This window comes from Picosynechococcus sp. PCC 8807 (genome assembly GCF_001693295.1).
Taxonomy (GTDB): Bacteria; Cyanobacteriota; Cyanobacteriia; order Cyanobacteriales; family MRBY01; genus MRBY01.
In genome coordinates, this window is sequence record NZ_CP016483.1 from 2,181,672 (window position 1) to 2,201,835 (window position 20,164).

The following is a 20,164-nucleotide window of genomic DNA, read 5'->3' on the forward strand; positions in this document are numbered from 1 at the left end:
AACAAAATAATTCTAATTTAAAGAACTGATTTTTTTGTCTCCCAAATGAATTTATAAGCATTTTCAAAATTTTCTTGATGGCATTTTCACATAATCATCCAACTCAAACAATGGTGGCTTTTGGGGCGATTTGAAAAGTAAAAGAAGCCTCTTTCAATAATGTCTTACTTTTTTGCCTGGTTTATCGGTTTTTGGTTCATTCTCTTTGGGGGAATGCTCCTTAAAGCAACTATTGGTCAGCAACTACGTCCTTTACTGAGCTACCGTAAGCCTCCCCTGGGCCAAATTCGCCCTGGTGAGAAAATTTATTTTCAGGGACAATATAGCGTTGGCAAAAGTATTCTTTCTCCTTTAACAAAAACGACTTGTCTAAGATGGCAATTAATGGTGATAGAAACGCGAGGAAAACAATCAATACGCCTCATCGATCAAACTTCTAAAAGCACTTTTTTTGTCGCCGATCAACAACAAATCCTAGAAGTGCTCCCCCGTCAGCAACGCTCTGGCACGGCGATCGCTATCGGAAAAAGTCGAGTTGTGTTGTCGTCTCCCCAGCAGGAACTGGATAACTACATGGGCCTCGGCAAATGCCATTACCAAGTGCAGCAAAACATTTTCATGCCCCTCAAAGATCCCCAGGCGATCGCCTTTTTAGAAGCGAATCACATTAACCCCAAAGGCCCCCTAGGAAATCGTCGGGGGCTGGTTTTGCGGGAATACATTTGGGTGGCGGGGGATCCGGTTTATATCTATGGCAAGCTGATCCGGCGCGATCGCCAGCACAAAATCCTTATCCCTTGGGTGATTACCCACCAACCCCGCGCCCGTATTGTGATTATTTTGGGGAGCTTAGGACTCATTGGTTTGAGTTTATTAATTGCAGGGATTACGGTGATTCTTCAGGGGGGGTTGCCGCTTTAGGGGGAAGCTGCACCCAGAGGCTCCGGGGTACCGCCGCAAACTGGGCCATGGTTATTTCCTCTAGCAATTCTCCGTCTAAGAGTAGAGCCTGGGGCGACGTGGTGGTTACTGTTAACTCGGCGGTGCGCCAAGATTGGATATGGGGATGATCAGCGGGGTTGTCTTGGAGAGCTGCCTGGAACAATTCGTAGGACGCACTGAGCAAACCAAAAAGCTCTCCCTCGTCAGCCATGGTGAGAACGGTGACATCGAGTAGGGCATCTTGACCTGATGCCCCGCCTGTTCCCTGGGCCAAAATCGAGGTACTGGGCGCTAAGTTCGCTACGGTGATCGCGAGCACGTCGTCAAAGATCTGTTGGCGATCGCCAAAATCGAGGGTTGCCTGGAAGGGTTGCAGCTTTTGCAGTTGTTGTACTGCCGTGGACAAGTAGGCAAAGAAACCAAACCGTTGCTTACTATCCCGGTCAGTTTCGCCAATGGTCGCCGCCTCTAGGCCAATCCCAGCCAAAAGAATCATCGGTTGACCATTGCAGGTGGCGCAGTCGATCTGTTGGGGCTGCCCCTGCAAAATCACATCACAGGCTTGGTCGATAGCTGTGGGAATATCTAAGGCCGCCGCGAAGGCATTGGCTGTCCCCCGGGGAATAACGGCTAGGGGAATATTACTGTGCATCAAAACTGTCGCCACCGCTGAAACAGTGCCGTCGCCCCCAGACGCAATGATGAGATCAGCTCCCTGGGCGATCGCCGTTTCTGCCAAGGCCGTCGCACTTTCTTCGGGGGAGGTAAATTGAATCTCAAGCTCAACCTGATCGAGGAGCTTGGCTCGAATTTGTTCCAGTTCCTGGGGGGCATGGCCCGCACCGGATACCGGATTAAAAATGAGATGCACTTTTTTCATCGTGTTCTACGAGGGGATATGAAAAGTTCGCCCTAGACTTCCTAGAGTACCGTGGCGATCGCCGCTTGGAGTTGTTCCTGGGCGAGGTCAGTAATGATAAAAACCTCCTGGACCGATTTTCCCTTGCGGGCAATGACCTTAAAGCCCCCTTGCAATGGCACAGACACCCGCAGTTTCAACCGGGGAATATTGCCTCTGGTTCGACTGAGAGCCCCTGGGGTGATCGTGCGAATCCCCTCACAGTTGACTAATTTTTCGAGCACTGGGATCAGCCCCTCAATGTGGGTCGAATGATTCCAAACGAGTCTTCCTTTTTCCTCTGATGCCATCTACGCCGCCTCAAGGGGAGCCATGGTCAAACCTTCCCGTCGCAATTGTTGGTGATAAAGTTCCGCTGGTTCCTGGGGGCCTACCCAGACAATGGCCTGACCGTCGAAATGCACTTGATTGGTTAAATTCCAAGCTTGATCCGCCGTCATATTCGGGATGTAGGTCATTAAACAATGGGCAACATGCTCAAAGGTATTGAAATCATCGTTGAGGACAATCACCTTAAAGTTTGGGTAAGGCTTACGGACTGTTTGGCGATCGCTTTCTTTGAGAATGCCGGGAGCAGGGGCCATGGTAACCGAATCAATCCTTTGGGATAGACGAAGAACGTTAAAACAAATGTGTAAAAAAATTTATGACAGAAGCATTTGGTTTAGTAACCAAAATCACTTCCTCTGGGGGCAAAAGTTGCGCCGATAATGCCCCTTATTCTAGAGAGAACCCCCCTGCTTGACAAGATGTGGGTGGCCCATTGACTCGGTTGGCGACATTTCTCAGAAAAAAGTTAACGTAAAACCTTGCGCTTTCAAAAATTCGGTGCTACATTGTATAACTGTGTTGAAAAGCACGACGGGTCGTTAGCTCAGCGGTAGAGCACTCGGCTTTTAACCGATTGGCCCAGAGTTCGAATCTCTGACGACCCATTTTTTAGGAAGTCCTGCAAGCATCATGTTTGTGGGACTTTCTCATTTTTTGCTCTACATAGCCTTTGGGAAAGGTTCCGGTATGATGGGCTGTGTTTGTGTTTTGAGTAAGCTATGGTTTGGCAGCGTCCGGATAATCGATTCTTCGATCAACTGCGTCCCTTTAAGTTTGAGCTAGATTTCACAAAATTTGCCCAGGCTTCTGTTTTAACAAGCTGTGGCGATACCAAGGTTTTGTGCACGGTTTCTGTGGCGGAAGGAGTGCCGCCATTTTTACGGGATAGTGGCCAAGGCTGGCTCACCGCAGAATATCGGATGATGCCCGGCGCAACCCCAGAACGGCAACGGCGCGAGTTTATGAAATTATCGGGGCGCACCCAGGAAATTCAACGGCTGATCGGCCGCAGTTTACGGGCGGCAATCGATCTCAAGGCTTTGGGCGAGCGGACAATTACCATCGATGCGGATGTGCTCCAGGCCGATGGGGGAACACGGACCACGGCAATCACAGGGGGTTATGTGGGCTTGGCGATCGCCTGTGAGCGTTTAGTCAAGGCAGGCATCCTAGGGAAATCGCCGATTATTGCCCCAGTGGCGGCCATTTCCGTGGGTCTCATCGCCGGGCAAGCTTACCTCGATTTGAATTACCTCGAAGATGTGGCGGCGGATGTGGATTTCAATGTGGTGATGATCGGCGGCCAGGCGTTAAATCTCATCGAAGTGCAGGGCACCGCCGAGGCAGGCAGTTATAACCGCGCCCAACTGAATCAAATTCTCGATATTGCAGAAAAAGGGATTCAAACCATTATGACCCTACAAACAAAAGCCATTCACTAATGGATTTTTTGGGAAAAGGCGATCACCTATTTTTGACCCTACTTTGGATTCTGTAGTTGTTGCCGGAGAGCTTGAACTGCTTCTAGCCAGGGAGCCTGTTGCTGCTGGCCGTAGAGGGAATGGGCATAGTCCAACAGGGGCATCGCGGCGGCACGTTGATTATTTCTGATCAGAAGTTGGGCCGCTGCAAAGTAGGCATTGGCGTAGGTTGGATCCCGCTCACTACTGGCCCGAAAAGCGGCGAGGGCTTCCGAAAAATCCCCCCGCTGGGTGAGCAAACGTCCCTGGAGATAATGCACAGCGGCGAGGTTCGGCTGATTTTGCAAGAGATCTTGGATCAAGGGTTGGGCTGCTTCGGGGCGATCGCCAGCGAGGTACAGCTCCGCCAGTTGGATGGTAGCGTCAGGAAAATTGGGGGCCAGTTCACGGGCCCTTTGCCACGCTTGGATCGCGGCATCCCGGTTGCCCTGGTGACGCTGAATTAAGCCGAGATTGTAATGGGCGATCGCCAAATTAGGATCTAAAGATAAAGCCCGCCGCAGATAGGTTTCTGCCTGGGGCCAATTTTGACTATCAATGAGCACTCCCCCTAGATTGCCATAGGCCACCGCAAAATTAGGCTGAAGAGCAATGGTCTCGCTAAAAGCCTGAGCTGCGCCTGGTAAATCACCCCGTTGCCCCAGGGCTAAACCCAGATTGTAATGGGCCTGCCACAGGAGCGGATCAAGGGCGATCGCCTGTTGAAATTGTGCGATCGCCCCGTCTAAATTTCCTCGTTGGATGAGGGCTAATCCCTCACTGAGCTTGGCTTTGGCTGCCGGAGTTGTTGGGGTAATGCTCGGCCATGTTTGCGGCACTGAAGTCTGGGGAATGTCTTGGGCGATCGCCCCTCCCCTCGGCCAACCCAACAAGAGCAGCGCGAGAAAAACATTGCGAAGCGTAAACAAATTCAGCACAGATTTACAGATATTTATCCAACTTAAACTTAAACGCAAAATACCTTACGAGACATATCAGTTTTACGCGGCAGGCTGCCAAACGGCGTTAGGCTTACCACTAGGGCGTATCTTGTCCCTCTTACCTAAGAAGATTAGCTTTTCCCATAAGTTCCAGCGTTTTTCAGCGGATCATCTCCTACTTCCCCGCAAATATTGCCCCATTGCGCCCCCTGCTTCAATCACGAGACGAGAAAATCATGACCAGAACGACCGAAAATATCCGTAACATCGCGATCATTGGCCCCTATTCTGCGGGTAAAACCACCCTCCTCGAAAGCCTACTTTTTCTCACCCAAGCCACTACTCGCAAAGGCCGCATCGAAGACAAAAATACCGTTGGCGACAGTAGCCCCGAGGCTCGTGACCATACCATGAGCGTCGAACTGTCCATCGCCAGCACAAAATATCAAGATATTGAACTGACCTTTCTCGATTGTCCCGGCTCCATTGAATTTCTCCAGGAAACTTACAATGCCCTTGTGGGCGTCGGCACCGCTGTGATTGTTTGTGAGCCAGAAACCGAAAGAATTCTCACCCTGTCGCCCCTGTTTAAATTCCTCGACGATTGGAATATTCCCCACATCGTTTTTATCAACAAAATGGACCGGGCCAAGAATAACTTCCTCGATGTCCTCGCCGCCCTCCAGGAAGCCTCGAACCGTCCTTTAGTGCCCCAACAGTACCCCATCCGCAAGGATCAGCAAACCCTCCTGGGTTACATCGATCTAGTTTCAGAACAGGCCTATCACTACCATCCCGACTGTCCAGCGGATCCGGTCCCTTTCCCGGAAGAACTGCACATTGAAGAAAAGATCACCAGGGAAGAAATGCTAGAAACCCTGGCCGACTTTGATGATGAACTTTTAGCAATGCTCCTGGAAGAGGTAGCCCCTTCTTCAGAAGAAATTCTCCAGGATCTCCGCAAGGAACTCAGCGCGGATCAAATTGTGCCCGTGGTGTTTGGGATTGCCAGCGAAGATTATGGTGTCCGACCACTCCTCGATATTTTGGTGCAGGAGGCCCCGGCCCCTGTGGATACTACCGCCCGTCGGGAACTCAAAGCTTCCCCCCAGGAAACCGTTGTGCAGGTTTTAAAGAACTTCTATACGCCCCAGGGTGGAAAATTATCCTTAGTGCGGGTTTGGCAAGGGGAACTCCAGGAAGGGATGCTCCTCAATGGCCTCCGACCAGCGGGAATTTACCAACTGATGGGACACCAACAAAAGCCGATCCAAAAGGCGATTACCGGAGAAATTGTTGCCCTGGCTCGCCTGGAGGATATCAAGGTCGGCGAAACCCTCAGTAGTGGTGATAAACCCCTTAAACCGCTCCGGACAGCCACGGTGATGCAACCGGTTTATGCTTTGGCGATCGCCCCAGAAAATCGCAAAGATGAAGTCAAGCTGAGTAATGCCCTCAACAAACTAGTCGATGAAGATCCATCCCTGGCCTGGGAACAACATGGTGACACCCACGAAGTCATCCTCTGGGGCCAAGGGGATATCCATCTCCAGGTGGCCCTCGAACGTCTCCGCCGCAAATATAACCTACCGATGACGACCCATTTACCACGGGTGCCCTACAAAGAAACAATCCGCCATGGTGGTAGCTCCCATGGTCGTTACAAACACCAAACCGGGGGCCATGGGGCCTTTGGGGATGTGTACCTCGAAATTAAACCGCTCAATCGGGGCACGGGTTTTCAATTCCACGAAACCATCGTCGGTGGCGTTGTCCCCAGACAGTACATTCCTGGGGTGGAAATGGGAGTGCGGGAATACTTAACTCAGGGGCCTTTGGGTTTCCCGGTGGTGGATGTGGATGTGACCCTCACCAATGGTTCGTATCATGCCGTAGACAGTTCTGAGCAGGCTTTTAAACAAGCGGCGCGCATTGCGATGACTGAAGGGATGCCCCTCTGTGATCCTCAGTTGCTAGAGCCTATTCTGCTGATCAATATCTATATTCCCAATGAATTTACCTCCAACGCCTTGCAGCTCATCAGCAGTAAACGGGGTCAAATTCTCGGCTACGAAAGTTTGACCGATTGGCGCGGTTGGGACCACATTACGGGTTATTTCCCCCTCGCTGAAATGCACAATTTAATCATCGAACTGCGATCGCTCACCTTTGGGGTCGGCTTTTTTGATTGGCAATATGACCACCTCCAGGAGGTACCGGATAAAGTTTCGGAGCAAGTCTTGGCAACCCTAAAAGATCATTAAATCTAATTATTGCCAAAAAGTAATAAATCCCTGGTGTGTGCGGCATTGGGGATTCTTCTTTGAGGCGATCGCCTCTGGGGATCTCGCTATACTAAAACAAAGTTTCGTAACCCCTGGAGGTGCGCCCCATGTGCATTTGCGTGGACTGTGAATATGTTGACCGCTGCGAAACCTACCATGTCGTTGAAACCCAGCACCAACAGCCCCATCTAACCGACCAGCCTGATTTTTCGCCCATCGAACCGATGATCAACGTCAATATCCGCTCTGAAGGGGAAATGATCGAAATGGAATGGGATGTGGTGGGTTGCGCGAGTTTTTCCCAAGAAAAAGGAAAATGGGCGCGGCTCCGACCGGGGGAGGCGATTCCCACTTGAATAATCGCTTAACCCTTGGCAAAAGTCCACGGGTTTTCTCCAGTAAAATATGGGCGTGAACATCGCTGTGAGGAAACATCCGATGAAGATAAAGGGTTTTGTTTGGGCCTGTGCCTTGGCGGGAATGCTCCTACCGGGGTCAAAGGCGATCGCCCAGGCCAATATGAAAAATGGCTTTCTCAATGTTCAGATGCGAGAAGCCCTCTGCGGGCAAAACTGGCCCCGGGCGATCCAAGTCCTCGACACCATGAAGCGCATTAGTCCCAAAGATCGGTCTAGTCTGGAGCGATACCGGTCTTTCCTCGTAAATTTCCGCAATAACAATACCCGCATTGCCGCTTGGCCCGCGTCTGATTATTGTGCTGGGACGGTGGAGGCGTTGCCGAATCCCAATGCAACCAACCCCAACTCCAGTTCTGGCAGTAACCCCAATATGCGCACTGATACGGTGCCGACTTTTTAGGGTTATTTAAGTTAGCAAAATCAATCGTTAGTTCTTTTGGGCGATCGCCTCAGAATGGGTTTCGGCACCATGGGCGAAAATAATTGTGCTGTAGAGGTGCCAGGCCGGATCCCAATAGGTATCTTGGTGAGTTTCCTGGCGGAATAGATTCACCTGAGGTTGGATTTTACGCAGCAGTTCCGGAAAGTCACGGGCATTATTTGCGAAACTCTTAAAGTCTGACCATTTTCGACTATGGCTCAGGTGCTCAGTAAGACGGTGTTGCATCTGATTCCAGTTGCGGCGGTTACTGAGCTGTTCAATGGGATTTTGGGTTACTTCGAGAAAAGATAATCCCTGCTGGAATTGGTAGTGCTGGTCATTCAGCCGGAAAATCACTTGGCGATCGCCCCAATGTAAATCGCAGAATTGGGCATAATCAAGGACTTTTGTTTTGTAATAGGGTTTGCCGCGACCGTCTTTTTCTAGGGACTCTTCAAAAATTGGCAACATGCCCGTTACCCATTGGGAAATTTCTGACCAAGGCACTGTATATTCAACGGCCTGTTGGGTTTCATCAAGGCCCCGGAGCAGCAAATGGGGATCGAGTTGTTCAATGGTCTGGACTTGGATCACCGGAATATTTTGTAACTGGGCCAAAGAGAGACAAAAACTGGGAATATTACCCTGGGTGAGGGCTTTCTTTAAAAAACGGAGTTCTCCCAAGGCACCTGTGCGGAATAAGCGCCAAGATTTCAGGGGCAGCTGTAATCCCGCCGAGTAGGCATCGGTGCGTAATACCGTCGCGAAATATTGGGCGGCTGTTTTCTTTTGTTTGGGGCTAATGGGCTCTAACACCATCAGACCATAAACTTCTCCGCCGGGGGCAGCCTTTTCTTCGGCGATCGCCGCTTGGGTCAGAGCTAATTCCCTTGCTTCGAGTCGGGCCAAACCTTGCCGCGCTTGGGTGACTACCTTGGGCACAGAAACGCCTTTGAGTAACCGTCGATAACCCTTTTCGGCCTTCTGCCATTGTTCTGTTTCTTCACACCACCGGGCCACATACAAACGGAACCAAGGATTTTTTGCCTCTACCTTTTGCCATTGCAGCAGCAATTGGCGCATCCGGCCATAGTCCTTTGCGGCAAGGGCGACCTGAATTTGTTTGAGGATCGGAACAGACTGAACCATGGCAACACAAAGAAAAAGGCGATCGCCTCTGACATTTCCCTCATTCTAGCCACTCTCCCCCACAAAAAAAGGGGCATAATTGCCCCTCTCCCAAATAATAAACTTTGCAAAAATTGTCAAATAATATTTAGGCCATCCGAGAGTAGTATTCCACCACGAGTAGCTCGTTAATTTGGAGTGCAACCCATTCCCGTTCGATGATGCCGTTAACCTTACCGGTTAGAGTGGGCTTATCAAATTCCAAGTGACTGGGAATATTCGCTAAACCAGGAAATTCCATGTTCGCTTCGACTAATTTCCGAGAGCGATCGCGGTCACGCACGGTGATCACATCTCCAGGACGACATTGGTAACTCGGAATATCCACAACCCGGCCATTCACCAAGATGTGACCATGGTTTACCAACTGGCGTGCCCCAGGAATGGTACCAGCCATCCCCAAACGGAAGACAGTATTATCCAAGCGCATTTCTAACAATTGCAGAATGGTCTGTCCCGTAGAACCAGTCGTCCGTCGCGCTTTACGCACATAACGAATGAGCTGCTTTTCAGATACACCATAGTTGAAGCGTAGCTTTTGCTTCTCTTCCAAACGAATTGCATATTCAGAACGCTTGCGGCGACCCTGGCCATGCTGTCCCGGGGGATATTCCCGACGGGCGCTTTTACGGGTTAAACCCGGTAGTTCTCCGAGTCTACGGGTGATGCGTAGACGTGCTCCACGATAACGAGCCATAAGGTTTTCTTTCTCCTTACAAGTAAAAAATGGATGTAGAAATAAAGACCTCAAACCGCTTACTACGGCTCTTTTTGAGATTTTTACCCACGGGAGGGAGGTCGAAACTTGACGTCCCACGGGCTGTAAACATTCCAAAGTCCGACTGTCTTTCCAATAGAGACAATCGAGGATTTTAGAAAATTCCACAATTTAACAAGCATATCATGCTCTCACTCGAAACAGTGAATAAATTGCCTTTTCGGGGCGATCGCCAGAGGTGAATGCTTGTCGAAACCTAAAAACTATGATTTACTTGTAAGAGTGCCCAAACGGGGGTGTGGCGGAATGGTAGACGCTGCGGACTTAAAATCCGTTGACAGTAAAATGTCGTGAGAGTTCAAGTCTCTCTACCCCCATCAAAAGTCAAATTCGTACTTTCAGATTAATATTTGTGTCACGACCCTCAGTGCTTTTCAAAGGAAACTGGGTCTGTTCTGAGCTATACGGTATCGGAGAAATCACTGGACAATGTGATCCGATGAAGTTCAAATAATTCCGAGAACGAACGATTTTAGAAACGCTCAATACTACCGAGAAATACAGGTTCTACCCGAATGGCCTTGATGCTAGAAGGGCGAACAACCATAAATTCTCCCTGCATATTCTTAATCGGCACATTGATAAAGTCGTCGGCCTCAGCCTTGGGAATTAGAACGCTGCTGTACCATTTTTGAAATTCTTTGATGTCGCTAAAGCGAACTTCCTCGCGGTGACCACCTTCGATCAGGAAAAAAATAGCGTATTCGTCTGCTTGTCTGGGCATAGGGTCTTGTACTCAGCAGGGGTCAAATTCAGGAAAACCAAAGGGTAATTGATTCTTGACCTAGTGTATCTCAGGTTGTGGGATCTGCCATAGGGCTGTGTTTCTCATTGGCAGTACATATTGATGTCTTCACCGGTTTCGGCGAGGAAGGTGAGGGCTCGGAAGCGGAGTGCGACCAGTTCGTTATAGAGGGGGTTGAGTTTGCACAAGGGCGGAATACTAAATAAAACGCGCCCTAAAAGGCTCACATCGCGGGCAAAGGGACATTGGGCGGGAATCAAGCGGCAGACGAGGTGGGCGGCTTCGGGGGTCGTGAATTCGATGGCATTGAGCCAAAATCGTAGGGATTGGAATAAATCAAAGCGTCGGTTGCGAAAAAGGCCAGAATAATGAAGGTGATGACGATTACTAGGAGAAGAGTGCATTGAGATGATCCCTTGATAAAAATGATGGGTGTGCGGAGCGATGATGGGAAAATTTGGTGTAGGGGATTTTGGGGTGATCGCCAAACAAATGCTGACTTGTTTCGGGGGTTAACTCTATTTTAGTATCGATAAATTGGCTTGGAAAAAACGTGATTGAATTGACAATTTTCCGGCAAATCGAGATTTTTTCTGGGATTCTCCGCTGTTTTTTGAACTTTAAGCGCGTTTTGAGGTCTGGGGTTTGATGTTCTCGCCTGAGGCGATCGCCGTTGTGTTGCCTGCCCTATGGATTTCCCTCAAGGTGGCCGGATTCGCCACAATTTTATCGACGTTTTTTGGGGGAGGGTTGGCCTATGGCGTTGTGCGCTATCAGTTCTGGGGGAAATTTTGGCTAGAGGCGATCGCCACTTTACCGTTAGTGATGCCGCCCACCGTCGTTGGCTTCTATTTACTACAACTCTTGAGTCAACAGGGTTTACTGGGATTCTGGTTAGATCAATGGTTGCAAATTCGCCTAATTTTTTCCTGGCAAGGGGCCACCATCGCAGCGACAGTCATGGCTCTGCCACTTATGTTTAAAACCACCAAAGCAGCCCTACAAAGCGTCAATCCTATTTATTTGGAGGCAGCGGCGACCCTGGGGCAATCGGAATGGCAAATTTTTTGGCGGGTGTGGCTGCCGTTGGCAAACCGTGGCGTTTTAGTGGGAATTTTGCTGAGTTTTACCCGGGCTCTCGGTGAATTTGGCGCGACCTTGATGGTGGCTGGCAATATCCCTGGGTTAACCCAAACGATGCCCATGGCCATTTATGAAGCGGTGCAAACGGGAGACCAGACCCTTGCAGCCATATTTGTGGCGATTTTGACAGGGATTTCTTTCCTCAGCCTATTAATGACCCAATACCTAGAATCTCGCACCGCGACAAAACCACAGTTTTTCCGGTAATAATCCCTTGGGGAAGAAGAGAAAAAATTTATGATTTTTCTGGTCAAAGTGACTTAAAGATGCTAGATTTGTGTGAGTGTCTAAACCGCTTGCGGGTGTAGTTTAGTGGTAAAACCTCAGCCTTCCAAGCTGATGATAGGGGTTCGATTCCCCTCACCCGCTTAGTTTACAGAAAACCGAAAGCTGCAATTGTCCGAGAAGAAATTCTGGGTCAGGTAGTTTGTGCTGGCCCAGACTAAATTTTGCAACTAGACAGGGCCAAACTCAACCTACTTGCCGCTATAGGAAGCCATGGGTTCTTTGATAAAGCGAATGTAGAGGTGTCGAAAAGTGGACTTGAGAATGCGGGGCAGGGCAAAGTCGATGGGCATCAGGGCTTCGGGGAGTTTCCAATCGGCGATCGCCAACTGTTGCGGCGTCGCTAGGGGAAAGTGAATTTTAGCAAGATCACTACAGAGTCCTAGTTCCATGGATTTCGCCACCGTCGGCACCAATTCCGGTTCAACGCCTAAAATATCCACCATCGCCCGGTCTAGGGCAAAAACGTCCGTAGAAGCCCCCAATACGCCCAATTGCTTCGGTTCACCACCACTGGGGCCATTTCCCTCATGGCCAATAATCCCATCAAGAATCGTCAAATCCGGGGCGATCGCCTGGGCCGTTTCGATGAGCATCGTCGCAAACTGTTCAGGATCTTTGCCTGCTTCCATGTGCCACCAAGCTTTCATTTTTCCGGGTACACAGCCAAACAAATTTTTCACACCCAGGGTCAAGGTGAGTTGCACGTGGGATTTTACCTTAGGCAGATTAATCACCACATCCGCCTCCATTGCCTCTTTAGAAAGACGCAAATTTTGGTAGTTGTCCCCTGCCGTGCGGTACCGTTTGCCGTGGAATTCCACCAGGGGAATCCCCAACTCTTCGAGCAAGGGTAAATAGCCGTTATTTTTCGCGACCCCCTGGGCCGACCCAAACGCCGGACTGTCACCAATAAAGGGTTTGCCGCCTGCTTCTAAAACCATCTGGGCGACGCAGTAAACTACTTCCTTACGGGTAATGCATTCTTTGGTCGGCCGTGCGCCGGTGAGCATATTCGGTTTTAACAAAACGCGATCGCCTGGTTTCACAAAAGCCGCCATCCCCCCCAAAGGCTCCAGCAAAGTTTCAAGGGATTGGCGCAGTTCGGGCAGTTCGTAGGCTTGGGCCGCAAGTAAGCTAACGGTAGACATGGCAAATGAACGGAGATAATAGGCGACAAAAAAGCATTTCCCATAGATTAACGTAGGAAATGCCAGGACGTTATGTTTATCTCAGCAGTAATGACAGTAATGCCGGAAATTTTGCCAATTATTTACCAAGGGTCAACTCATCTTTATTCCCCAAAATTCCCTGGGGCCGCCACACCATCAACACCATCAAAATTAGACCAATCACCATTATCCGTAATGCGCCGAGGCGGGCATCGTCCACCAAATTTAACTGGGGCAACACAAACCGCGTCAGGGAGTCGTAGGCAAAGAAAATGAGCGCACCAATTAAAGTACCGGGATTCGTACCAGCGCCGCCCAACACCACAATCGTCCAAGCGTTGAAGGTGACTAACGGATCAAAATTAGCCGGATAAACATTGGTCAACTGCCACGCATAAAAAGAACCTGCTCCACCGGCGATCGCCCCACCGAGCATAAAGGCCTGCAACTTATACCAAAAAACATTTTTACCGAGGGCACGGGGAATTTCCTCATCTTCGCGAATCGCCTTCAGCACCCGACCCCAGGGGGATTGCACCAGATATTCCAGACCGGCATACACCAAAGTCAAGGCAACCACCGACAGCAACATCAGCCCTGCTTTGTAGTTGTAATTTTGGAGGGCAATGCAGCCATTGATAAACAAACTGGTGATGATGCCGCCCCCAAGGATGCCCCAGACAATCACCCCTAAACCAGATTTTTCCTGTTTTTTGAGTTTTTTCCAGCGCCAGCGCAACCCCCGCCACAGTTGCCATGCTGCAAAAATTGCAATGATCGTCAACCAAAAAATCAAAGAAATCTTACCCACCTGATTCGGTCGAAAACTTCCCAGGGGCAACGGATAACCCTGCACCCCAAAGGCTCCCCTGGTTAACCATTCTTCGTTGAGGGCCACCAAACGCACCAATTCAGACACCCCAATGGTCACAATTGCCAAATAATCTTCCCGCAGCCGCAGGGTTGAGAGGCCAATGAGCAGCCCCAGTAAAGCCGCGACCCCAGCCCCAATGGCGAGAGAAAGCAGTAAGGGCACGCCTTGGCTTGAGAGTAAAACTGTGGCATAGGCACCGACGGTCATAAAGGCCACATGACCAAAGTTAATCAGGCCCGTAAAGCCCCATTGTAAATTGAGGCCCAGACAAAAAATGCCGTAGGTTGCCGCTGAGATGGTGAGATAGACGAGATAGCCGACCATAGTGATTTGTGATTTTTATAAGGATGGAGATTAAAAAGCTTGTTTTAAAAAGACGAAGGAAAGCCTCAAACTGCCCCATCATATAGCATCCATTCCCCCCGGTTTGTAAACTGGGCACTAGGTTGATCAATGGCGATCGCCCCCCAATGATTTTGATCCGGCTCCCCTAAAAATAACGACCAAGGTTGCGAGGCGGGGGTAATGAGTTGGGGTGTGGGTCTTAGGTGCACTTCAACGGCGTCTAATCCCCCCTGTAAGCCTAAACCGGTGCCCTTTAGGTAGGCTTCTTTTGCTGTCCAGAGTTGTAAAAAGGCCGATTGTTGCGCTGTTTCTGGGAGCTGTCGCAGGAAATCAAATTCTGCTGCTGTAAAAAATCGTTTTGCAAGCCCTAGAATGTCACTTTTTCGTCTTTTTGCTTCTAAATCCACCCCTAAGTGGCCTTGGGGAACATCTAAGCTAATGGCACAAAAGGCTAATTTTTTTGTGTGGGACAAATTAAACGCAATGTCCGGCAATAGCGGTTTCCCGTGGTCACCATAATCAAAGGCGATCGCCCTGGGATCTCGCTGGAGATAAAACCCAAGGATTTGCCGTAAACCAGCCCGTGCCAGAATAAAACGTCGTTGCAAGTCTAGGAATTTAAACTCCTTGGCCCGCTGTTGTTCGTCATCGCTCAAGAGCCACCACAGTGCCTTCGACTGTCCCAGTTTTTCCAGGGAAATTAACCAATATTCCACCGACACTGCCATGGACGGTCTATCAAAAACTCAGTTTAGAGAGGGCTTTATCAAGGCTATCCCGTACCGAAGCCGCAGAGCGATGCAATTGTGCCAGTTCAGCATCGGTCAAAGGGATCTCAACAATTGCTTCTACGCCCCGGCACCCCAACCGACAAGGCACCCCCAAGAACAAATCCGTCAAACCATACTGACCTTGAAGATAAACCGAGGCAGGTAACAGACGAGATTGATCCTGAATGAGGGACTCAATCATGTGACAAACAGACGAAGCCGGGGCATAGAAAGCACTGCCCGTTTTAAGGAGGGACACAATCTCTGCGCCACCGTTCTGGGTGCGTTCAATTAACCCTTGAATTTTAGTGGCATCCATCAACTCAGTAATTGGGATACCACTGACCGTACAGTAATGGGGCAGCGGCACCATCAAATCCCCATGGCCCCCAAGGACGAGGGTTGAGACATCCCCAGTACTGACCCCTAGTTCCATCGCAATAAAGGTGCGTAAACGGGCTGAATCTAGAACGCCCCCCATCCCCAACACATGGTTCACTGGCAAACCCGTCACTTTCCAGGTGAGGTAGGTCATCACATCCATCGGGTTTGTCACCACGATAAAAATGGCTTGGGGGCTGCGCTCCATGGCTTCCCTTGCGGCATGGACAACGATCTTGGCATTGTAATGGAGCAGATCTTCTCGGCTCATGCCGGGCTTGCGGGCCAGCCCAGCAGTAATCACCACAATGTCGGAACCCGTTGTGTCAGCATAATCATTGGTGCCGAGAATGGTTTTGTGGTGCCCTTCTAAACCCTGGGCTTCGTATAAATCAAGGGCAATGCCTTGGGGAAGACCTTCAACAATATCGAGCAAGACCACATCCGCGAGGTTTTTTTCGATGACCCGTTGGGCTAGGGTACTACCGACTTTTCCGGCACCGATCACCGTCACTTGGGGCGCTTTACAGGAAATGGAAGGGACGGCGATCGCACACATGGGACTATTCCAAATTTAGACAGCTTCGAGTTGATCGAGACGGAGCCAAACACTGGGGGTTGGGGTATAGAAACGCACAAAGGCGTATTCATCGTCGAGATCGAGGATTTCGCCTTGGCTTCCGAAAAAGTAGGCGGGTAAACGGGAATCACTCGCTTTCGCTTCGAGGCTATTGGTGAATTGTTCTTTAATCACCCGCACAAGGCTTCCTTTCTTTAGTTTAGCCGCCATAATTTTTGCTTTTCTCCTAATTGTGATGAATTTTATTTTAGAGGTTAATGGGGTTGAACTTCCCCAGAGAAATTGTTGATCTTTTCAAACTCAAACGCTCCCGCCAGGGAGCCCCAGAGGATTTTATCGGTGACCGGATCACGACCGCGATCAATGCTAATCAACGCGTTATCGGTGATTTCAAAGCTGTTATCGAGGTAGCTCTCTTTGTTATAACGCACAACCCGGCAGCCTTTTCCGGCTTGAACAGTACCTTTGAAGCTCGTCCCACTCCAGGTGACGATCATGTCGCAACCGGGCATCGGGTCTAGATCAGCCATGTCAAAGTGCTGCATCATGGCAGGGTTGCGGGCAGCGCCCATATATTTGGTTTTGGCGTCATCTTTGGGTTTGTAATGCACCAGTTCCATGTGGTCATCGACGGGCTTGATATGAAACAAGCGCAAACGGTAAGGAGCAGAGGTATCAGAGCTGTAGGCCTGTTCGAGGTAGAGGCCATAGCCATCGAAAAATTGATTGGGCAGGGGGCGCATACAAACTTTGATGTGAGCCCAGAGGGGCGGATTGGCGAGGGCCTGGGCTTCGTTAGAAAATTCCCCTGCCATCCAGCGGGCAAGGGTATGGGCATCGGTAGAGTGGGACATAGGAAATTGCTTTGATAATTTGATAAATGGTTTGGTAAAGGATTTTCTAAAAAGATTGGGGTCAGCTTTAGGGGCTGATTGTCTAAGCTTAGGAAAAAGGGGGACAGCTAGGCAACATTCGTCGTCTTGACTTTCCCCAGCAGAAATTGACGGCTTAGGTGGGGCGATCGCCCCTTGGGGAGTGCGGCATCCTCCCTTTCCTTTTCGTCGACCATCTCAGACAATAAAACATCTTGAGGTTTAATTTTTGCACTCGTTACATCGTTACCCGTCCAAATAAGCCCCCGTACACCAATAAGATTTAGGAAGTGAATGGTCAAAGCAATTGAACAGGTTCGTCGAGATTTAGCCACCATTAGTGAGCGGGTAGTGGGGGTGCGTGAAGCCCTGACCAGCGCCTATGGCGATTACCTCAATTGCCTCGGAGATAGCCTCAAACGTCAATTGGTTCTTGCCAGTTATCAACTCTGCACCCAGATTTATCCTCAAAAATTTTTGCAACTTTCCCATAGTCAGCGGCAAGCTCTACAACAGGAACTGCGTCAATTGGGAATCGATCTCCAGACACGCCTACACACCCTCCTAACGGAGCCAGAGGATCAGCCGAGTGAAGCGGAATCGGAAGTAATGGCCGAATTTTTTGTTGATGCTGGCGATATGGAAAATAGCGAGGATCTTGATCAAGAATTGTTTGAAGTTTTTGAAAGCCTCGATCAGGCGATCGCCACCGATGAGCAGCCAGAAGAAAAAATAGATAAAGACGATCAACTGCCAGCCCAACTCGAAGACAAAGAAAAGCGGCGGGAATTGTCCCAGTTGGCAGAGCGCATCGCCGATAGTTTGGCAGAAATGATGCAGGGGCCTGCGGTAGAGGTCTCCACCGATGAAAATAGCCCAGATTATTGGCTCGAATGGTGCAAAACCACTGAAAAACGTATTCGTCGCACCCTTAACCAAGTCTCCCAAACGGTTAATCACCAGCTCCAGGACGCCAAGATTCTCCCGGAAAATATCCCAACCACCGTCCTTGATATGGCGATCCAAGCCGATAATCAACAGCATGGCGGTCAGATGCCGAGCCATTTAGTAAACGTCGTCATTGAAGCTGAACTGGGTAAAAAAAAGAAGAAGAGGAAGCACCGTACCCACCTAACGGCCGTACACCTCAAAGTTTCAGAAGTCGAGTTTACGGAACCGGAAGTGTCGGCCCAGCGCCGCCGTCTCCGGGAACAGGTTGATAAGCTCCGTAATTTGCAAAAGTATTACCAAAAGGCAAAACAGGATTTGGCGATCGCCGAAGCCGAGGCTGCCTGGCGCGCCAGTTGGTACGAAAATTCCTAGGCGACTGGGGCGAATTTCCAGCTTAATTCCTGGCCAGCCCAAAGGGGCACAAGACTTGATTCCGGAAAAGGCAGCGCGTCGGGAATCTGCCAAGGGGTTTTCGTCAAAGTAATTTTTTCGGTGTTGCGGGGCAGTTGGTAAAAATCTGGCCCATAGAAACTGGCAAAGCCTTCAAGTTTATCCAGGGCGTCTGCTGCTTCAAACACCGTGGCATATAGCTCTAGGGCATGGAGCGCCGAATAACACCCCGCACAACCACAGTCACTTTCTTTGCGATCGCGGCCATGGGGCGCACTATCGGTGCCGAGGAAAAACTTTGGATTGCCAGAGGTTGCCGCTTCCAGAAGTGCTTCCCGGTGGGTCTCTCGTTTCAAGATCGGTAAACAGTAGAAATGGGGCCGAATGCCGCCCTGGAAAATACTGTTGCGATTGAACAGCAAATGTTGGGGGGTAATCGTCGCCGCCACTTTTTCATCGCTCGCCAGGACAAATTCCACCGCATCTTTGGTGGTGATGTGCTCTAAAACAATGCGTAGCTGCGGAACGCGTTCCTTCAGGGGACGGAGATAAGTTTCGATAAAAACTTTTTCCCGGTCAAACACATCCACCCGATGATCGGTCACCTCTCCATGGAGTAGCAGGGGTAGATCAACCGTTTGCATCGCCTCAAACACCGCATCACATTTGCGGATATCTGTGACGCCAAGGTCAGAGTTGGTTGTGGCACCAGCGGGATAATATTTCACCGCTTTCACAAACCCGGATTCTTTCGCCGCCTGAATTTCAGCAGGACTGGTATTGTCCGTGAGGTAGAGGGTCATCAGGGGTTCAAAGGCTTGCCCTGGGGGAATGGCGGCCAAAATGTGATCGCGATAGGCAGCGGCTTCGGCAACGGTACGCACGGGGGGCTTGAGGTTGGGCATCACAATGGCCCGGGCAAATTGGCGCACCGTATCGGGCAAAACAGCCTTGAGCGCTTCCCCGTCGCGGAGGTGCAAATGCCAGTCATCGGGGCGAGTGAGGGTGATTGTTTCCATTATTTCTAGATAAATTGGTCAAAAAAGGGGAAAAAGAGGCGATTTAACGCTAAAAAATTAGATTTTAGGCTTCAAGGCAGTGGGTAAACAACGACGTAGCAGCTCGGGGGTAATCAAACCCTGGGGATAAAAAATCGTCCCCAGCAGCAAAAGCAAACCGAAAAAGATCAGCCGCGCATCCCCTAGACCCCGCAGCACTTCCGGGAGAGCCGTGAGGACAATGCCCCCCAGAATCGGCCCTAAAAAAGTACGACTGCCCCCGACCAACACAAAGGCTAGGTAGGTGATGCTGGCATCAAAAGTACCCTGGCGCGCATTCCAGGTGTTGAGAAAATGGGCGGCGATCGCCCCGACAATCCCCGCTAAAATTGCCCCCAATACAAACGCCAACACCTTATATTGAGTTGGGTTAACGCCCATGGCACTGGCGGCAAGTTCATCCTCACGGATGGCGTTAAAGGCGCGGCCCACCTTGGTATTTTCTAGACGCCATACCAAAACGCCCACGATGATTAGCAACGGCCCCACCAACCACAGATAACCGAGGGGACTGCGAAAGGGTTGGGGAATACCAAAAATTCCCACAGCGCCCCCGGTAATGGGCAAATTTAGCGACAATACCCGGACAATTTCCACTAAAGCGATGGTGGCGATCGCCAAATAAATCCCCCGCAACCGCAACACAGGCACGCCAATGATCAGAGCAACAATCCCAGAGGCTAACCCCGCCAAGGCCATTTCCCCCAGGAGCCAAGGCAGTGGAAAGGTTGGCCCCGTAAAGGCGATCGCCTGGGTCGAGAGGATCGCCGCAATGTAACCCCCCAGGGCATAGAAACCCGGTGTCGCTAGAGAAAGCTGTCCCGCCATCAACGGTAGGTAAACCGATATCCCCAACAGTGCCCCCAGGAGAGTCGAGACGATCAAATAGCCATAGGTACTCAAAAATGTCGCCAT

The 20,164-nt window shown here is 50.2% G+C and carries 23 protein-coding genes and 3 tRNA genes; 10 read left to right on the forward strand and 16 right to left on the reverse strand.

Annotation, left to right across the window (positions count from 1 at the left end):
- Window positions 1–159: 159 nt before the first annotated feature.
- A complete protein-coding gene (locus AWQ24_RS10610; protein WP_065716795.1) occupies window positions 160–921 on the forward strand; it encodes a hypothetical protein in 762 nt (253 codons plus the stop codon).
- On the opposite strand, the gene AWQ24_RS10615 is transcribed toward AWQ24_RS10610, so the two are convergent.
- From AWQ24_RS10615 to clpS, 3 genes are read right to left on the reverse strand one after another with little or no spacing between them, the layout of a single operon-like run.
- The gene (locus AWQ24_RS10615; protein WP_065716796.1) at window positions 887–1,822 is read right to left on the reverse strand and encodes a YegS/Rv2252/BmrU family lipid kinase; all 936 of its coding nucleotides are present in this window, start codon (window positions 1,820–1,822) and stop codon (window positions 887–889) included. The two genes, AWQ24_RS10610 and AWQ24_RS10615, sit on opposite strands and share 35 nt — an antisense overlap.
- Window positions 1,823–1,863: 41 nt before the next feature.
- Entirely contained in the window at window positions 1,864–2,151 is a 288-nt protein-coding gene (locus AWQ24_RS10620; RefSeq protein ID WP_012307682.1) for a DUF2103 domain-containing protein, read from the reverse strand.
- A complete protein-coding gene (gene clpS, locus AWQ24_RS10625) occupies window positions 2,152–2,445 on the reverse strand; it encodes an ATP-dependent Clp protease adapter ClpS (protein ID WP_012307683.1) in 294 nt (97 codons plus the stop codon).
- 279 nt (window positions 2,446–2,724) lie between these two features.
- Between clpS and AWQ24_RS10630 the strand changes: the two genes are divergently transcribed.
- Both AWQ24_RS10630 and rph read left to right on the forward strand, forming a co-directional pair.
- Window positions 2,725–2,796: transfer RNA gene (locus AWQ24_RS10630), tRNA-Lys, on the forward strand.
- A gap of 114 nt (window positions 2,797–2,910) precedes the next feature.
- The gene (gene rph / locus AWQ24_RS10635; protein WP_065716797.1) at window positions 2,911–3,633 is read left to right on the forward strand and encodes a ribonuclease PH; all 723 of its coding nucleotides are present in this window, start codon (window positions 2,911–2,913) and stop codon (window positions 3,631–3,633) included.
- 38 nt (window positions 3,634–3,671) lie between these two features.
- Here the strand turns inward: rph and AWQ24_RS10640 are convergent, their stop codons facing one another.
- A complete protein-coding gene (locus AWQ24_RS10640) occupies window positions 3,672–4,589 on the reverse strand; it encodes a lipopolysaccharide assembly protein LapB (RefSeq protein WP_232318804.1) in 918 nt (305 codons plus the stop codon).
- A gap of 239 nt (window positions 4,590–4,828) precedes the next feature.
- On the opposite strand from AWQ24_RS10640, the gene AWQ24_RS10645 reads away from it, so the two are divergent.
- From AWQ24_RS10645 to AWQ24_RS10655, 3 genes are all read left to right on the forward strand, one after another.
- Complete coding sequence (locus AWQ24_RS10645; protein ID WP_062435153.1) at window positions 4,829–6,856, forward strand: elongation factor G; 2,028 nt, start codon at window positions 4,829–4,831, stop codon at window positions 6,854–6,856.
- A gap of 128 nt (window positions 6,857–6,984) precedes the next feature.
- Window positions 6,985–7,233 carry a Ycf34 family protein gene (locus tag AWQ24_RS10650; protein ID WP_012307687.1) on the forward strand — a complete coding sequence of 83 codons (249 nt, stop codon included), beginning with the start codon at window positions 6,985–6,987 and terminating at the stop codon, window positions 7,231–7,233.
- Between the two features lie 82 nt (window positions 7,234–7,315).
- On the forward strand, window positions 7,316–7,696 hold the full coding sequence (locus AWQ24_RS10655) for a hypothetical protein (RefSeq protein WP_030006664.1): 381 nt from the start codon (window positions 7,316–7,318) through the stop codon (window positions 7,694–7,696).
- Between the two features lie 27 nt (window positions 7,697–7,723).
- Here AWQ24_RS10655 and AWQ24_RS10660 read toward each other — a convergent pair whose 3' ends face one another.
- Together AWQ24_RS10660 and rpsD are read right to left on the reverse strand one after the other, a co-directional pair.
- Complete coding sequence (locus AWQ24_RS10660; protein WP_065716799.1) at window positions 7,724–8,866, reverse strand: hypothetical protein; 1,143 nt, start codon at window positions 8,864–8,866, stop codon at window positions 7,724–7,726.
- A gap of 127 nt (window positions 8,867–8,993) precedes the next feature.
- Window positions 8,994–9,602, reverse strand: a complete 609-nt coding sequence (gene rpsD / locus AWQ24_RS10665; protein WP_030006662.1) for a 30S ribosomal protein S4 — start codon at window positions 9,600–9,602, stop codon at window positions 8,994–8,996.
- Between the two features lie 313 nt (window positions 9,603–9,915).
- Here rpsD and AWQ24_RS10670 point away from each other — a divergent pair.
- Window positions 9,916–10,000: transfer RNA gene (locus tag AWQ24_RS10670), tRNA-Leu, on the forward strand.
- A gap of 155 nt (window positions 10,001–10,155) precedes the next feature.
- Here AWQ24_RS10670 and AWQ24_RS10675 read toward each other — a convergent pair.
- Together AWQ24_RS10675 and AWQ24_RS10680 are read right to left on the reverse strand one after the other, a co-directional pair.
- On the reverse strand, window positions 10,156–10,407 hold the full coding sequence (locus AWQ24_RS10675; RefSeq protein WP_012307691.1) for a hypothetical protein: 252 nt from the start codon (window positions 10,405–10,407) through the stop codon (window positions 10,156–10,158).
- 104 nt (window positions 10,408–10,511) lie between these two features.
- Window positions 10,512–10,832, reverse strand: coding sequence for a Mo-dependent nitrogenase C-terminal domain-containing protein (locus tag AWQ24_RS10680; RefSeq protein WP_045441732.1), 321 nt, complete (start codon window positions 10,830–10,832; stop codon window positions 10,512–10,514).
- A 244-nt stretch (window positions 10,833–11,076) separates the two neighbouring features.
- Here AWQ24_RS10680 and modB point away from each other — a divergent pair, with 244 nt between their 5' ends.
- Window positions 11,077–11,778 carry a molybdate ABC transporter permease subunit gene (gene modB, locus AWQ24_RS10685; RefSeq protein WP_012307694.1) on the forward strand — a complete coding sequence of 234 codons (702 nt, stop codon included), beginning with the start codon at window positions 11,077–11,079 and terminating at the stop codon, window positions 11,776–11,778.
- A gap of 91 nt (window positions 11,779–11,869) precedes the next feature.
- Window positions 11,870–11,940, forward strand: a tRNA-Gly gene (locus tag AWQ24_RS10690).
- Window positions 11,941–12,047: 107 nt separating this feature from the next.
- Here the strand turns inward: AWQ24_RS10690 and AWQ24_RS10695 are convergent.
- The 6 genes from AWQ24_RS10695 to AWQ24_RS10720 all read right to left on the reverse strand — a co-directional run bounded on the left by AWQ24_RS10695 (window position 12,048) and on the right by AWQ24_RS10720 (window position 16,832).
- Complete coding sequence (locus AWQ24_RS10695) at window positions 12,048–13,007, reverse strand: DUF362 domain-containing protein (protein ID WP_065716800.1); 960 nt, start codon at window positions 13,005–13,007, stop codon at window positions 12,048–12,050.
- Between the two features lie 118 nt (window positions 13,008–13,125).
- Window positions 13,126–14,226 (reverse strand): branched-chain amino acid ABC transporter permease, encoded by a 1,101-nt coding sequence (locus AWQ24_RS10700; RefSeq protein ID WP_012307696.1) that lies wholly within the window; start codon window positions 14,224–14,226, stop codon window positions 13,126–13,128.
- Window positions 14,227–14,291: 65 nt separating this feature from the next.
- Window positions 14,292–14,975 carry a 4'-phosphopantetheinyl transferase superfamily protein gene (locus tag AWQ24_RS10705; protein WP_065716801.1) on the reverse strand — a complete coding sequence of 228 codons (684 nt, stop codon included), beginning with the start codon at window positions 14,973–14,975 and terminating at the stop codon, window positions 14,292–14,294.
- Between the two features lie 10 nt (window positions 14,976–14,985).
- A complete protein-coding gene (gene mdh / locus AWQ24_RS10710; RefSeq protein WP_030006656.1) occupies window positions 14,986–15,957 on the reverse strand; it encodes a malate dehydrogenase in 972 nt (323 codons plus the stop codon).
- 15 nt (window positions 15,958–15,972) lie between these two features.
- Window positions 15,973–16,188: an NAD(P)H-quinone oxidoreductase subunit O gene (locus AWQ24_RS10715; protein WP_012307699.1), complete on the reverse strand. Its 216-nt coding sequence runs from the start codon at window positions 16,186–16,188 to the stop codon at window positions 15,973–15,975.
- A 44-nt stretch (window positions 16,189–16,232) separates the two neighbouring features.
- Window positions 16,233–16,832 carry a chromophore lyase CpcT/CpeT gene (locus AWQ24_RS10720; RefSeq protein ID WP_030006655.1) on the reverse strand — a complete coding sequence of 200 codons (600 nt, stop codon included), beginning with the start codon at window positions 16,830–16,832 and terminating at the stop codon, window positions 16,233–16,235.
- A gap of 312 nt (window positions 16,833–17,144) precedes the next feature.
- Between AWQ24_RS10720 and AWQ24_RS10730 the strand changes: the two genes are divergently transcribed.
- Window positions 17,145–18,173: a hypothetical protein gene (locus AWQ24_RS10730; RefSeq protein WP_065716802.1), complete on the forward strand. Its 1,029-nt coding sequence runs from the start codon at window positions 17,145–17,147 to the stop codon at window positions 18,171–18,173.
- Here AWQ24_RS10730 and pyrC read toward each other — a convergent pair.
- Window positions 18,170–19,210: a dihydroorotase gene (gene pyrC / locus AWQ24_RS10735; protein ID WP_065716803.1), complete on the reverse strand. Its 1,041-nt coding sequence runs from the start codon at window positions 19,208–19,210 to the stop codon at window positions 18,170–18,172. The two genes, AWQ24_RS10730 and pyrC, sit on opposite strands and share 4 nt — an antisense overlap.
- Window positions 19,211–19,267: 57 nt before the next feature.
- Window positions 19,268–20,164, reverse strand: a complete 897-nt coding sequence (locus AWQ24_RS10740) for a branched-chain amino acid ABC transporter permease (protein WP_065716804.1) — start codon at window positions 20,162–20,164, stop codon at window positions 19,268–19,270.

Coding starts and splice junctions, on each gene's coding strand:
- AWQ24_RS10620 (WP_012307682.1), bottom strand. CDS start 2,151: ATGGCATCAGAGGAAAAAGGAAGACTCGTTTGGAATCATTCGACCCAC.
- AWQ24_RS10615 (WP_065716796.1), bottom strand. CDS start 1,822: ATGAAAAAAGTGCATCTCATTTTTAATCCGGTATCCGGTGCGGGCCAT.
- AWQ24_RS10740 (WP_065716804.1), bottom strand. CDS start 20,164: ATGGCGACATTTTTGAGTACCTATGGCTATTTGATCGTCTCGACTCTC.
- modB (WP_012307694.1), top strand. CDS start 11,077: ATGTTCTCGCCTGAGGCGATCGCCGTTGTGTTGCCTGCCCTATGGATT.
- pyrC (WP_065716803.1), bottom strand. CDS start 19,210: ATGGAAACAATCACCCTCACTCGCCCCGATGACTGGCATTTGCACCTC.
- AWQ24_RS10610 (WP_065716795.1), top strand. CDS start 160: ATGTCTTACTTTTTTGCCTGGTTTATCGGTTTTTGGTTCATTCTCTTT.
- AWQ24_RS10695 (WP_065716800.1), bottom strand. CDS start 13,007: ATGTCTACCGTTAGCTTACTTGCGGCCCAAGCCTACGAACTGCCCGAA.
- AWQ24_RS10705 (WP_065716801.1), bottom strand. CDS start 14,975: ATGGCAGTGTCGGTGGAATATTGGTTAATTTCCCTGGAAAAACTGGGA.
- rpsD (WP_030006662.1), bottom strand. CDS start 9,602: ATGGCTCGTTATCGTGGAGCACGTCTACGCATCACCCGTAGACTCGGA.
- mdh (WP_030006656.1), bottom strand. CDS start 15,957: ATGTGTGCGATCGCCGTCCCTTCCATTTCCTGTAAAGCGCCCCAAGTG.
- AWQ24_RS10715 (WP_012307699.1), bottom strand. CDS start 16,188: ATGGCGGCTAAACTAAAGAAAGGAAGCCTTGTGCGGGTGATTAAAGAA.
- AWQ24_RS10720 (WP_030006655.1), bottom strand. CDS start 16,832: ATGTCCCACTCTACCGATGCCCATACCCTTGCCCGCTGGATGGCAGGG.
- AWQ24_RS10650 (WP_012307687.1), top strand. CDS start 6,985: ATGTGCATTTGCGTGGACTGTGAATATGTTGACCGCTGCGAAACCTAC.
- AWQ24_RS10645 (WP_062435153.1), top strand. CDS start 4,829: ATGACCAGAACGACCGAAAATATCCGTAACATCGCGATCATTGGCCCC.
- AWQ24_RS10655 (WP_030006664.1), top strand. CDS start 7,316: ATGAAGATAAAGGGTTTTGTTTGGGCCTGTGCCTTGGCGGGAATGCTC.
- clpS (WP_012307683.1), bottom strand. CDS start 2,445: ATGGCCCCTGCTCCCGGCATTCTCAAAGAAAGCGATCGCCAAACAGTC.
- AWQ24_RS10680 (WP_045441732.1), bottom strand. CDS start 10,832: ATGCACTCTTCTCCTAGTAATCGTCATCACCTTCATTATTCTGGCCTT.
- AWQ24_RS10675 (WP_012307691.1), bottom strand. CDS start 10,407: ATGCCCAGACAAGCAGACGAATACGCTATTTTTTTCCTGATCGAAGGT.
- rph (WP_065716797.1), top strand. CDS start 2,911: ATGGTTTGGCAGCGTCCGGATAATCGATTCTTCGATCAACTGCGTCCC.
- AWQ24_RS10660 (WP_065716799.1), bottom strand. CDS start 8,866: ATGGTTCAGTCTGTTCCGATCCTCAAACAAATTCAGGTCGCCCTTGCC.
- AWQ24_RS10700 (WP_012307696.1), bottom strand. CDS start 14,226: ATGGTCGGCTATCTCGTCTATCTCACCATCTCAGCGGCAACCTACGGC.
- AWQ24_RS10730 (WP_065716802.1), top strand. CDS start 17,145: ATGGTCAAAGCAATTGAACAGGTTCGTCGAGATTTAGCCACCATTAGT.